Origin of the sequence: Dysgonomonas termitidis (genome assembly GCF_042654545.1) — a bacterium.
Taxonomy (GTDB): domain Bacteria; phylum Bacteroidota; class Bacteroidia; order Bacteroidales; family Dysgonomonadaceae; genus Dysgonomonas; species Dysgonomonas termitidis.
On the sequence record NZ_JBHSGN010000011.1, the window covers coordinates 1 to 14,504 of the forward strand.

The 14,504-nt window shown below is 38.5% G+C and carries 8 protein-coding genes; 7 read left to right on the plus strand and 1 reads right to left on the minus strand.

The window, feature by feature from the left end:
- Positions 1-181: 181 nt before the first annotated feature.
- The 7 genes from ACFO6W_RS01825 to ACFO6W_RS01855 all read left to right on the plus strand — a co-directional run bounded on the left by ACFO6W_RS01825 (position 182) and on the right by ACFO6W_RS01855 (position 12,707).
- On the plus strand, positions 182-1,333 hold the full coding sequence (locus ACFO6W_RS01825; protein WP_379993596.1) for a FecR family protein: 1,152 nt from the start codon (positions 182-184) through the stop codon (positions 1,331-1,333).
- A gap of 157 nt (positions 1,334-1,490) precedes the next feature.
- Complete coding sequence (locus tag ACFO6W_RS01830) at positions 1,491-4,703, plus strand: SusC/RagA family TonB-linked outer membrane protein (protein WP_379993597.1); 3,213 nt, start codon at positions 1,491-1,493, stop codon at positions 4,701-4,703.
- Positions 4,704-4,728: 25 nt separating this feature from the next.
- On the plus strand, positions 4,729-6,216 hold the full coding sequence (locus tag ACFO6W_RS01835; protein ID WP_379993598.1) for a RagB/SusD family nutrient uptake outer membrane protein: 1,488 nt from the start codon (positions 4,729-4,731) through the stop codon (positions 6,214-6,216).
- A gap of 17 nt (positions 6,217-6,233) precedes the next feature.
- On the plus strand, positions 6,234-6,740 hold the full coding sequence (locus ACFO6W_RS01840) for a hypothetical protein (RefSeq protein ID WP_379993599.1): 507 nt from the start codon (positions 6,234-6,236) through the stop codon (positions 6,738-6,740).
- A gap of 4 nt (positions 6,741-6,744) precedes the next feature.
- Positions 6,745-9,582 carry a M16 family metallopeptidase gene (locus ACFO6W_RS01845; protein ID WP_379993600.1) on the plus strand — a complete coding sequence of 946 codons (2,838 nt, stop codon included), beginning with the start codon at positions 6,745-6,747 and terminating at the stop codon, positions 9,580-9,582.
- Between the two features lie 32 nt (positions 9,583-9,614).
- On the plus strand, positions 9,615-11,093 hold the full coding sequence (locus tag ACFO6W_RS01850; RefSeq protein ID WP_379993601.1) for a hypothetical protein: 1,479 nt from the start codon (positions 9,615-9,617) through the stop codon (positions 11,091-11,093).
- 96 nt (positions 11,094-11,189) lie between these two features.
- Entirely contained in the window at positions 11,190-12,707 is a 1,518-nt protein-coding gene (locus ACFO6W_RS01855; RefSeq protein WP_379993602.1) for a calcineurin-like phosphoesterase C-terminal domain-containing protein, read from the plus strand.
- A 215-nt stretch (positions 12,708-12,922) separates the two neighbouring features.
- Here ACFO6W_RS01855 and ACFO6W_RS01860 read toward each other — a convergent pair whose 3' ends face one another.
- On the minus strand, positions 12,923-14,500 hold the full coding sequence (locus ACFO6W_RS01860; protein ID WP_379993603.1) for a RagB/SusD family nutrient uptake outer membrane protein: 1,578 nt from the start codon (positions 14,498-14,500) through the stop codon (positions 12,923-12,925).
- Between the last annotated feature and the right edge of the window lie 4 nt (positions 14,501-14,504).

Here is a 14,504-nt window from a genome sequence, read left to right on the forward strand (position 1 = left end):
TTAATATCAAATGATTATATAAAAAAATAGTCGGAAGATATTTCTTCCGACCACTCCTGCTTTATCTAATCCTTTTACATCTTTTAATTGTATTAATCAATATAGCTTATATCTGTTAGCTCTATTTCTTAATGAATATTGCTTTCTATTAAGGTTGAATTGAACATTAAACAATTGATATATGGAAATAAATCCATTTAAGTTTGCCTCTCTCCTTTTCTCTTATTTGAGGAAAGAGGATATTGATGAAAAGAAGCAGAAGGAAATAGAAGATCTGATGAATGGGTCTTCTGAAATTAAAACCTTACACGATGAATTGTGCGATAAAGAAAAAATAAGTGCTCAACTATCAATAATAAATTCATTCAATACGCAACCAGCGTATGAAAAGGTAACCAGACCCGTAAGATTACGACGTAGGTTGACGTTAGCCCTAAGGGTTGCCAGTATTGTAGCCATACTTGCTATCGCGATTCCCCTTATCTATATTCAAACAAGAGGGTCAAAGTACAACGCAGATTTGATAGGTAGTGGAAAAACGGTGCTGAAAACATCGGACGGAAATATTGTAAGCCTCGATACAATATCATCAATAGCATATCTCAATGATTTATCTGTTCACAATGAAAAAGGAATACTTACGATAACAGAATATGAAAAATCCGCCAAGAAAAGATCGAATGGTAATAATATAATAGAGGTACCATACAAAGGAACATATAAAGTAATATTGCCTGATGGGACTAAGGTAAATTTGAATTCGGGATCAACACTTGAATTTCCTGATCATTTTCTGGCAAGCGAAAGAGTTGTAAAACTAAAAGGAGAAGCCTTCTTCGATGTAGTGAAGGCAGATGGGAAACCATTTATAGTGAACACAAACAATATGTCGATACGAGTACTGGGTACAAAATTCAATGTAAAATCTTATGACAACGAGAGCAATAGCTATACAACACTGCTGGAAGGTAAAATCGAACTATCGACCGATAAAGAACTGAAATCGATACAACCCGGAGAACAGGTTGTATTGAATAAAAAGACTGAAGCGCTGGATATAAAAGAAATAGATACCGAGCCTATTGTAGCATGGGTAGATAATATGTTCTATTTCGACCGCACACCATTAGACGATGTAATGAGAAGCCTGAGCAGGTGGTACGGTGTCGACATCCGGTACGCAGATGATGATCCCAATGTGAAGAAAATAGTATACAGCGGTAAGGTAAGAATGTATACACATCCGGAGGATATACTGAGAAAGTTTGAAAAGACCGGAGGACTAAAATTTGAGTTGACAGACAACACAATCACAATATCAAAAAAGCAATAAATAAATATTTATTAATTCATTACAAATTGTATTTATGAAACAAAATCGGCATCATAAAATTAGATTGCGTTTTAATACATTCCTTGTTTTCATGCTAATAGGGACTTTTCACATATGTGCAAGTGCCTATTCTCAGACAGTAAGAGTGTCTTTAAATGTGAAGAATGCGACAATAGAAGAGGTTTTTCATGAGTTGGAAAAAGCAACTAATTATATATTCCTCTACAAAAGTGAAGTCGTTCAGGGAAAAAAGGCTGTAAATGTAGACGCTAACAATAAACCCTTAACACAAGTGCTTAACGAGCTACTGACACCGGTTGGTCTAACCTATACAATTGATGATAATGTCATTGTAGTTAGTTCATCCAAGAGTAATAGTGGAAATCCTCAACAAAGACCTTCGACCCGAGTTATAAAAGGAAAGGTTTTTGACGAAAGCAACTATCCATTGATAGGTGTTACAGTAAAGTTGAAAGGAAATAACAAGACTGCAACTTTCTCTGATACTGATGGAAACTATCAGATATCTATTCCTGCCGACGGAACGCAAACCTTAGTTTTTAGCTATGTGGGAATGGAACAACTGGAAATGACAGTTAGCAAAGGAGATATACTTAATGCACAGATGAATCTCTCATCGATAGGATTAGGCGATGTAGTTATTGAAGCCGGTTATGGACTTGCCCAAAAGCGTTCGGACATGGTAGGTAGCGCATATCAAGTTGCAGCAAAAGATATCCAGAATTTACCTTCGGCACGGATTGATAATCTACTGGAAGGTTTAGTTCCGGGGTTAGCAATCGGCTATAATTCCGATAGCGAAGGAAGCGTAAGACCGCGCTTATCGACCCGTATACGTGGCGAGGGCTCGTTAGGTGCTAGTTCCGAACCTATTTGGATTGTCGATGGAACCCGTATATATTCAGGCGAACGGACTAATATGGCTTATGGTGTAAATTCGACCCTAAGTCCATTGTCTTATCTCGACCCAAATGATATAGAAAGCTTTACGGTACTTAAAGACCCTTCTACTATTGCACTGTATGGTGCCGACGGTTCGAACGGTGTTATATTAATCACCACCAAAAAAGGAAAGATTTCTAATCCTCAGATTCGTGCATCGGTAAAATATAGCCTCGATAAAATAAACGAAAGCACACGATTCAAGGTGCTTAATGCTCAGGACTACATGACTCTTGCCAAAGAATCGTATATGAACAGGTATGCAGCAACTGATCCCGATATGACCTTTTTCCCATATCAGAATGTCGAAAATAATATGTACAGCCGTAACAACACCGATTGGTATGACAAATATTTCGGGACAGGAAATACCGCCGAGGTCAATGTATCTTATACCGGAGGTAGCGAAAAAATGCAGAATTATGTTTCAGCATCTTATTATCAGAAGGAATATGCGACCAAAGGAAATGACCAGCAACGGTTTTCGTTAAGAACAAATACAGATGTGGAGATTCTGAAAAAACTGACATTTTCTGTCAGGTCATCATTTTCTTATAACGTAAGTAATATATTCTCTCCGGGAACAGATTATTATGCCTTTTTGCCGATTATATCACCATATAACGAAGATGGTACTTATCGTATGTATTATTCGTATATAGAAAAAGACGCAGCAGGGAATCCATCTGAAAAATCAAATAAATTTTTCAATTCCTTGGCCGAACGCGATGAGAATGACAACAGGCAACGTACATTTGCCGGTATGGCAAACCTGTCTTTAAGCTATGACATACTAGAAGGTCTGAACCTTACCGGACAATTTGGGGTTGACTATAAAAGTACACAAGAAAACACATACGGAGCTATGAGCAACTGGTCGGGAAGAGACTCCAATGCCAATGAGCTGGGATATGCTACACGATCAAGTTCTAACACATTCTTATGGAACTCTGTTGTACGTCTCAATTATAACAGGACTTTCGGTAAACACACAGTGGGTGCGCTTGCCGGATTCGAAGCTTCTTCGGATGAGAGAAGGTATACTCAGGCAACTGGAAATACATTCGCCAACGACCACATCAAAGAAATAACCTATGCGGTAAATCGTATCGGGTCGAGCGGTGAGGTTATCAATCATGTTCTTTCATATTTCGGACAAGCCAGTTATTCATTCGACAGACGGTATTATCTGACATTGAATACTCGGCGCGATGGTAACTCCGACTTCGGGGAAGATGTACAATGGGCTCAATTCGGATCGTTAGGGGCATCGTGGAATATTCATAACGAATCGTTCTTCAATATCGACAAGATCGATGTATTGAAGTTGAAAGCATCTTACGGAACCTCGGGAAATTCTCGTCTCGGAAGTATGCAGGCCAAAGGACTCTATGATTATGGCAGCAGTTACAATGGAGATCCGGCTTCGGTAATGAGTTCTATTCAGAATAAAAAGCTAAGCTGGGAAACATCTTATATGACTAATATTGGTTTGAGAGTACGTTTTTTGGACAGATGGGATGTGGAAGTGGAAGTGTACAATAAGAAAACGGAAGATATGCTCAGCAACCATGCCATATCTATGACCACCGGTGCCACTGCAATTGATGCCAATGTGGGTAGTATGCAAAACCGCGGAATAGAGATAACAATAGAGTCTATAAACCTGAAAGCAAAAGATTTTGATTGGGTTACAACGCTGAATATGTCGCATACGAAAAATAAAATACTAGAATTGGAAGCTCCCAGATTGGGTTCTACAAATAAGGTTTGGGAAGTAGGTGGAGATAAGAATAGATGGAACCTTGTGCGTTGGGCGGGGGTAAATCCACGCAATGGAGAACCTCTTTGGTATGATGATAAAGGAAATATTACAAATGTATATAGTACAAGCTATGCCGTACCTTATAAAACATCGGTACCTACATGGGAAGGTGGCATGTCTAACGAATTCCGTTACAAAGACTTTAGTCTGAATGTATTAATGACTTATATGATAGGTGGATATGGGTTCAGCTCTTTCAGCAGTAACAACACCACTTCGGACGGATATCAGATAATGTCGCAAAACCAATCTGTAAATCAGCTGGATAGATGGCAAAGGCCCGGTGACTTGGCTATCTCTCCCAAGCCAATATGGGGCATATCGAACGGTTCATCCCGAACATCTACTCGTTTCTTATTTAACAAGACACACCTGCGGTTGAAGAATATAGCTTTGGGCTACAATATACCGAAAAGCTATGTGAGATCTGTCGGTATCGCCAATGCAAGTGTTCTACTTGCTTTGGACAATATAGCGATATGGACACCATATGATAAATCGGATCGTAACTCGTACCGCCAATCGATGAGTGGTTACCCAATGGAATCCTCTGTAACGATAGGATTAAATGCAACATTCTAAAAACAAACGAAAACAGATGATCATTATGAAAAATTTTAAAATAAAGATTAAATTATCGGAATTGTTACTATTTCTGGCTGTTGCATTATCTTCTTGTAGCGACTTTCTGGAAGTAACCCCCACCGGCAAAACAGTTACACCTACGGCCTTTTCGGATATGAAAGGTATACGAAGTGCTATGGCCGGATCATACTACACGATGTTCAGGTTTTACAGCGGGATCTATTACGCTTATCCGGATCTTGCAGCAAACATGGTTTCATTATCAACAACGGCATCTCCGGCTTCATTAGCGCTATACAATTATGAGATAGAAGATTTAGGTGCCGGATATTGGGGAACATTATATGAAGCTCTTGTCAATATAAACAATATTATAGAGTATCAACCTGCTCTTCTCGGTAAATATCCCGATAGTAAAACGGAGTTGGAAAGTATAAAAGCTCAGGCATTGTTTTTACGAGCCTTGTCTCATTTCGAATTATGTAAAATATATGGGCAACCTTATAATTATACTTCCGATGCAAGTCATTTAGGAGTACCTATCGAACTGATAGCTCCTAATTTCGACCACAAGCCGGCTCGAAATTCCGTAAAAGATGTTTATGCTCAGATTATCAAAGATTTGAAAGATGCTGAAGTTCTGTTTGGAAGTTCAAGTATTGGAACAGATGCAAAAACCAAATATACAGTGACTAAAGAGGCCGTTTATGGATTGCTGTCTCGTGTATATCTATATATGGAAGACTGGGAAAACACAATCAAATATGCAGGATATGTAATAGACAGAGTACCTCTAGTTAAAGGTAGCGATTATGTAGCGATGTATAGACAATTGGACAATAAAGAGACTGAAGTAGTATTTCGTTTCAATGGTTCCAAAAACCAGGGAAAAACGTTGCAAACACTTTTCAATCTCACATACAAGACCGAGACAGGCGGCATGGTAACACCAGTAGTTCCATCGGCGACAGTAGACAATCTGTTGCTCAGCTTATTCAGCCCCGACACCCAGTCCAGTGATATCAGATATAATTCTATTATAGAAAAAGTTACTTCGGGTAGCAGTGTGTATTATGTTACAAATAAGTTTAATGTTACGGATAACGATCCTACTTACGAACATTTTAATCCTATTATTTTAAGAAGTTCGGAAATGTATCTGAACAGAGCCGAAGCTTATCTGAATAAAGATGATTTGTCAAATGCCGCTGCGGATGTGAAAGCAATAATTGCCAGAGCTCTGAATAAAGATGTTGCAGATGTAACTGTTACGGAAACAAACAAAACCGAATTGAAAAGAATCATAGAAAATGAACGTGCAAAAGAACTCTGTTTTGAAGGGCACCAACTATATGATATAACTCGCAGAAAACAGGATATGGTACGTAGTATAACAACATCATCATCGATACAGAAACTAACTTACCCTAACGACTTGTTTCTAAAACCGATTCCCCAGCGAGAATTGGATATTAATCCTGATATGGTGGGTAATCCTACAGTAAACTGATAAAATAAGTTTTGATTATGAAAAGAATATATATAATACCGGTATTCATATTTGCAGTACTATTTTCGTCATGTGGTAAAGACGAAAATATTGTCTTCGATACTCCATTTATCTCTGTCGAACCTATCAACTCATCGAGTGCAGGCCCGATCAATACCGATCAGGAATTTGTTGGGGAATATATGTTATACATGAATGCACAGGCACAATCACAAAGTGTAATCGTTAAGTATGAAATAATCGCCGGCAACGGGCTTGTTGAAGGTGTAGATTATCAAATCCTGACAGAAGGTGAGACTCAGTCTTTCCTTCCCGGCATCTATGATTTGGCAATACGGATCAAATGGCTAAGAACATGTGTTCGTGATGAAGATAACAACATAATAAGTGACACATTGGATGGCACTAAAAACACGACACTTACTATCAGGTTATTAAGTAATAGTGCGGGCTTCACTTTAGGATATCCTGGCCCCGATCAGAAGTATAAAGAAATTGTAATAGAAAAGAAAAAGGCGGAATAACAGAATGGAATTTTATATAAAGCATATACTATTGGGGCTGGCCATAATGTTATTTTCAACCTCAGTTTCGGGGCAAAAACTGAAACAAAATCCGACTTTGATAAAAGGGCGTTTAGATAATGGGTTGACATATTATATATACCCGAATCAAACGCCTAAAGGAGAAGCTGTATATCGGCTCTTCATCAAATCCGGTTCAGTTTTCGAAGAGGATTCACAGAAAGGACTCGCTCACTTTCTCGAACATATGGCATTCAATGGTACGGCACATTTTCCGGACGATGGTATTGTCAGGTTTCTTGAGTCGAAAGGAGCTAAGTTCGGAAAGGACCTGAATGCACATACTTCTTTCAACGAAACTGTATATAAATTGCAGTTGCCTTCGAATAATCCCTTAGTTGTGGATTCTACTATGACTATTTTGTCCGATTGGGCAGGCAGACTGTCTCTAGATAGTCTTCAGATAGAAAAAGAAAGAGGCGTAATCATGTCGGAATGGCTGTCTAAGACCGGGCCAAAACAAGACGCTCAGAATGCGCTGTTGTATGAACTACTGAATAAATCTCGCTTCTCGGATCGTATTGTGATTGGTGACACTGCTGTTATTCAAAATTTTTCACACAAGGATATTAAAGACTATTACCAACAGTGGTATAATCCATCGTTGATGGCTGTCGCCGTGGTAGGAGACATTAATCCGACCGAGATAGAACGTATGATTAAAGAAAAATTCGGAGAACTAAAAACAACACCGAAAAAGAAGAAAGCTCCGACATATGCTATTGATAGTTATAAGGATATGGCAGTCAAAAGTGTTATCCACGAGTCATTAGATAAAGTGGAACTTGTAGCTGTTCAGTTATTACCTACACTGTCACCCGTTCAATCCGAAAAGGAATATCCGGCTTATTTAGAACGTGTTATACTCAACAGGTTGTTTAACGAACGAATGACTTCTTTATCATTCAATGATCCATCCTACAAGAAAGCAAATATTAGTGTTTTGAGTTTTCTGAATACAAAAAGCATATTATTGACATCGGTAGAACTCACGCCAACTAAGATTGACGATGGTATCAATACTTTTGCCCGGGAAATAGAACAGATATATAGATACGGATTTATTCCTCTTGAAATAGAAAAGGTGAAGAAAAGCTATCTGGCTTCTTTAAAGAGAAATGCTGAATCGGAGCGTCCTGTACCTTCAATCAATTTGATGAATGAAATATATTCTGACTTCTATGTAGGCAATAAGGTTGTGACGCAGGAGGAAGAGTATAATTTGGCAAAGAAATACATCTCAAAAATAGACTCTACATCTCTTACCAAGTATTTGCATAAGACAGCCGACTGGTCAAAAACTCACTTCATTCTTTCGGCTTTCGATAAAGTTGCAGAGGAACTTCCGTCCGACGACAACATTAAATCTGTTTTCTCTAAAATAAGCAAAGAAAATATTGCTCCATATAAGAAGACAGTGAATATCCCGGATCAGTTATTGGCATCATTGCCCAAACCCGGATCAATTGTAGATAAGCAATATATCAAAGAAATAAACGCCCATATACTGTCGCTGTCCAATGGGGCCAAAGTTGTATTTAAGTCGACCGACATAGACAAGGATAAGATCACCTTGTCGGGATTCCGTAAAGGAGGCTTATATACGCTCGATTCGCTTGATTTTGTAAACGGGCTATATGCCAAAAACGTGATTGGACTTAGTGGAGCAGGAAATATGTCTCGTGACGAATTGGCTCATTATCTGACAGGCAATACAGCTAAGATGCTTTTCTTAATCGATAACTCGCGTGTCGGAATGGGAGGTTCATCAAACAATGAGGATCTTGAGACCCAATTCCAATTATTATATCTGAAATGGATGTATCCGCGTATTGATACAACTATGTATGAACAGATAAAGAAAAATGCAATAGAATCTTATCGTACGGCCAATAAGGTAGAAAGTGGAAAGTTCTATGAGGATTTGTCATATATTCTTCAAGGCAAAGATTATACTAACCGGGAAGTTAGTGATACTATCTTAGAAAATGAATTGAAACTTGAGGCACTTATTCCTATATACAATCATTCTTTTGGCGGCGCCAAAGACTTTACTTTTGTTATTATCGGCGACTGCGATCTGGAAGCTGTTACACCCTATATAACCCAATATTTAGCTGCGTTGCCTGGTGGAGAGCCAAGCACATCATACCAGTACAAACGGCCGGCAAGAGTGGATCAGTATATCGTATTTGAACGCAACGATGGTGAGTCGCCGCGGGCAATTGTAAACCTTGTATTTCAGCAGAACAGAGTAGATGGAAGTTTGAGATTGGAAAATCTGAAAAATGGCATATTGAAGGCTGTAATAAGAACTAAGTTGCTGAAATCATTAAGAGAAGAAATGGGAATGGTATATAGTGTGAGTGTATCGGCCGGATCGGCAATAGCTCCCGAACCATTGAGCCGTCAGACAATAGGGTTTACGACTGCACCCGAAAATGTAGAAAAACTGTTGGATCGGACATTGAAAGAAATAGAAATGATGATCAATAATCCGGAGTCTTTCGATTCGGAACTGGCAGATATAAAAATGAACCTGATAAAAGAAATGAGTCTCGATGTGCAGAAAAGCTCATTCTGGAGTAGCTTCATACGAAATACTATTTTCAATAACGAAACTGATTGGAATTATGTATCCGATTATAATGATATCGTAAATAGCATTACGGCAAAAGATATAGCTTCATTTGCAGAGAGTAAAATGTATAAAGACAGGTTAATGGTGAAAGCCGTTCTTTATCCTAAGGGATATGATAAGACTGGAAATAAAAGTAAATAAAGAAAGTTATTCATCCATAAAATAAGAATTTTATGAAACAATTAATAAAAAATCTGTGCTATCCTCTTATAGCTGTGCTATTATTTTCGGCGTGTAGCGAAGAGGATAAATCCGTTTCAGCACCCGATATAGTTGGGGCCAAGTTGGTTTCTTTTGGTTTCTATGTCGAAGACAATGAAGGTGTTTTGGATAAAGATTATGTGGTAGATGGTCCTATAGTTGGTAGCGATATTGAGATGAAAATTCCATCTAAAATAGATAAATCAAGTTTGATAGCTCGTTTTACAACCTCAGAAGATAATCCTGCCGTAACGGTTAAAGGTACAGTTCAGGTAAGTCAGCAAACAGCAAATGACTTTTCAGTACCTGTCGATTTCGTCTTGACTAATACCAGTCTGAATAACAGGAAATATACTGTACGGATAAAAAGACCTATCGAGTGGATTAAAAAAGTCCGTTTCTCAGAGTTTCAATTAATGGATGCCATTCTAAAGGTTAATCCCGTAGATAATGTTCCATATGTTATGGGTATTAAAAATAATACGAATACAAGTTACCGGAAAGCTGTACTTTTAAAATATGAAAATGAGACATGGTCTATGGTTGGCGACACTATATCGAACGGCCAGACATCTGATATGGATTTCACTTTCAGCTCGACCGGAACCCCATATGTAGTATATACAGACTACACCAACGCTATACCACAAACAGCTACGGTCCAATATTATGATGGAAGTTCTTGGGTGGTAGTAGGTCGTAATTACAATGATGTGAGAGTTCAGTATAATAGTATTTGTTTCGATGCTATGGGAAAACTGTATGTTTTCTCTATGAATAATTTAGCCGGAGGTGTTGTTGGCCGTCGACTTATGAACATTAGTACTTATAGTGGAGGTTCGTGGACAACTAATCAAACAATGCCTGGACGAAGTTATAACTCTTATAATATGCGTTCTGTACTGAAAAAGGATATACTCTATCTGGCTGTAAATGATTATGCCAATATAAGTGGTACAATATCTGTGTATGTAAATAAAGATGGAGCATGGTCTACACTAGCCCAAGGAATGCGACACGAAGATGCAACTGAAGTTAATTATTATGACCTTGATATGGATGTGGACAACCAAGGAAATATATATGTAATGGGATTAGAGCGTTTGAGTAGTGGTTATAAATTAATTACTCACAAATATACAGCGAGTACCAGTTCGTGGAGTCTGTTTGCAACCCCTGTTAACCTTGCTTCAAATACGAGATATTTCTCTTTGGCACTAAACCCTCAAGGAGTTCCTTCTGTCACTTATAATAACACAGCAACTAATAGTACGACCTCATTTGTCACTATTGACAAAGAGGCTCAAACATGGACATCTCCATTTGTGTTCCCTAATGTGACAACAGGTAAAACCAATATTGCTTTTGGGTCTGATGGAACCGGTTATGCCATATATATTGACGAAAGTAAAAATCTCTTAATATGGGAATACATTGAAGACAATGAATAAATAATATTATTGATAAAGCAGAACACTACTTAGTTACTATGTGGGGGTATTGGTGTGTAATATATCGTGCCCCTACTTTTTTAATTGTTGAATAATATGAAAATAAAAGGTATTGTACTTCTTTGCCTCGCCGGGATATTCTCATTTACTATCGCAGCACAACAGGTAAAAGTGTCGGGTATTGTTTTCGAAGACAAGAACAAGAATGGAGTTAAGGATGCCTCGGAGAAAGGAGTAAAAAATATACTCGTATCGAACGGAAAAGAAATTGTTTTGACAGACAAGGCAGGAGCTTATACAATTAATACTTCTGTTGGCTCGTCTATATTTCCTATAATTCCATCCCAATATGGTGTCTGGAGGAAAAATAAGCCTCAAATACAAAATACGGCCTTTTTATATATTGACACATCGTTGACAGAAAATGAGAATCTTGATTTCGATATTCCTCTAATTCCACTCTCCGAAAAAAAGACATTCAGAGTAGGAGCCATCGGTGACATCCAAATGAAAGATTATCAGGAAATCAATTACGCCAACCAAAGCGTTATATCCGAACTATTGCAACGATCAGATATTGATTTCAATATATTTATGGGCGATCAGATAAATGAAACCCTTGATATTCTGCCCTCAGTTACACAAATGATAGAAAGCCTTCCTATGCCTTCATGGTTGCTCTTGGGAAATCATGATAGAAATGTACGAGGGACAAACCGACAGGATGATGTATTTAACCGTTATTTTGGGGCAAGCTATTATGCGTTTAATTATGGGAACGTACACTTTATCGTACTCAACAACGTCGCATCGAAAGGGGGGCGTGATTACACAGGACTGATCAGTGACGAGCAACTATGTTTTATAAAGAATGATCTTGCCTATGTATCAAAAGATAAAACCGTTGTAGTGTGCCAGCATATACCGATGGTCTACACTCGCAACAGGAATGCTTTTCTCGATTTAGTGAAAGACTATCCTACCGTACTTATATTATCCGGACACACTCATCAGATAAGCCGGCATATACTTGCACCTAACGTTCACGAACTGGGTGTGGGAGCTTCATGTGGAAACTGGTGGATAGGAGAACGCGACTGGTTGGGGATTCCTACAGCACTGATGCAGTGTGGAAGTCCCAAAAATTATTTTACAATAGACTTCGATAAGAATAATTATAAGATCAATTATAAAGGGATAGGACTGAGTGCCGACAGGCAAATGGATATATGGATTGGTGGTCAGGATACAGTAGATACTCATATTGAAGCACTGTCTCAATTGGATAAAAATCTTGTGGTAGCTAATATTTACGGTGGATCGGATAGTACTACAGTCATGATGCAAATAGATGCTGGAGACTGGATCGAAATGGATAAAACATCAATGGTTCCGCCGTCTGTCAGCCGTCTCATATACATGAATAACAAGGGTGGGTATCCCGCTTCATTCAGCCGAAAAGGGGCATTACGAAAAAGGGAATCGCCACACATCTGGACTGTATCATTACCTACGGAATTATCCATAGGAATTCATACAATAAAGATATATGCGAAAGATAAGTACGGATTCGAAGTGAATGGTTCAAGGCTTTTCAGCAAAACAAATTTCTAAGTATGCTCCCCCGCTCTGAATTATAGAAAAAGAAACACACACGGAATAATAATTGTTCCGTGTGTGTTATACATTTGGTTCTTTTAATTTGGCTCCTGGTTCAATAATCGCTCTGCAAAAATATTACACCAATACAAGCCGTCCAAACACAACAGCCCATTAAATATTAATGAGCTATTATTTTTTATTAAGGCACAATATGGATAAATTACAGATTATTGTGTTGGATAACCTTCGTTTTGTTCCAGATTTGGATTGCGTTGCAACTCATCTATAGAAAGAGGCCAAAACAGATCGGAACTACTAAATACGGCACCTGCGCCGTTTGTTGCCCCTATCAGAGGAACATATGTAACTTCACCTTGAGTCGTTTCAGAGATTACAGGAAACATCCCTGTACGTGAGCAATCATCCCAGATTTTAAATTCCAGTGGAAATTCGCGTAAGCGCTCTGTCCAACATTCTTTAATAAAGTCATCATTTGACAAAGCTTGCAGTTCGGTAGAGTATTGAGCAATTGTTTTTCCATTCATGTCAGCGCGGGCTTTGATCTCGGCCAGATATCCGGCAGCTTCAGAAGTCACGCCTTCGGGACTCGCCGCAATAGCTTCAGCAGCAACTAACAAAGCTTCAGCATAGCGAAAGAAATTCCAGTCCTTAGTTGCCCGTCCCGAATTCAGTAAAGCATTTTCATCATAATAATACCAGCATCCGGCACTTTCAGAAGACCATGTCCTCCCGTTATTCGGATTAGTATATGTCCAGTGGAAAAACTGATTAGGCTGAATACGTAAATCGTCTGCTTCATATACATTTAAGAATCTGTCAATCGGTCCATATACTCTTTCAAAAATTGAATATGTTCCAAAAACCGATACAGCTCCAGAAGAGAAAGCATATGTTGGCCACCATCCTCCGGAACTTATACTTTCATCATATTCCTGGGCATAAATTACTTCATCCAGATCATCTATACTGCGTAACTTATTATAAGCGCTTCCCAATGCTAAATCATCATTAGTCTCCAATCTATGAGGAGAACCCGTTACAATCCGGGCAGCATCAGCAGCATCAGAATATTTCTCCTGACGCAGATATACATTTGCTAATGTCATTGCTGCAATGTATTTCGAAATACGGTGTTCGTTCATAGCAAACATAACTTCCGGGAGTGTATTAACAGCTACAGTCAGATCCGCCTCCATCAATGCGTAAATATCTGCAACAGGAGTACGCCCCAATAGCAAATTATCCGTATATGATTCATAAGGTTCTTCGTACATTGGTACATCTCCAAATGTTTTTACCAGATAATAGTAATTAAAAGCCCGGAAGAATTTAGCTTCAGCCACCAATCTGTCTGCGTATGTTTCATCTATTCCGGGAATATCAGGAATATACTTAATCGCACTATTTGAAACATTTATTGCCAGATAACAGTTATCCCAAATATCGTTTAACAGATTAGAAAGTGTACTCAAACTGGTACTCCGTGTAAGCAGGCGGGCATACCTGCATGCTAATTCCTGCCCTTCGTAAGAATTGATAAAATAACCGGTCAACATACCGTCAATGGATGCATTAGGACCTACATAGGCACTACCGGCATTTGACATCCTGCCCTGTGCCCCAACTCTGTACAAAAAGTTTACATTAGCCAAAGCCTGAGCGGGCGTACTATAATATGTATCTTTGACAATTTGTGATTTAGGACTCTCTTCCAAAAAGCTACTACATGCATGAAAAGACAGCATAGTGATATATGCAAATATATATAATATTATTTTTTTCATCTTA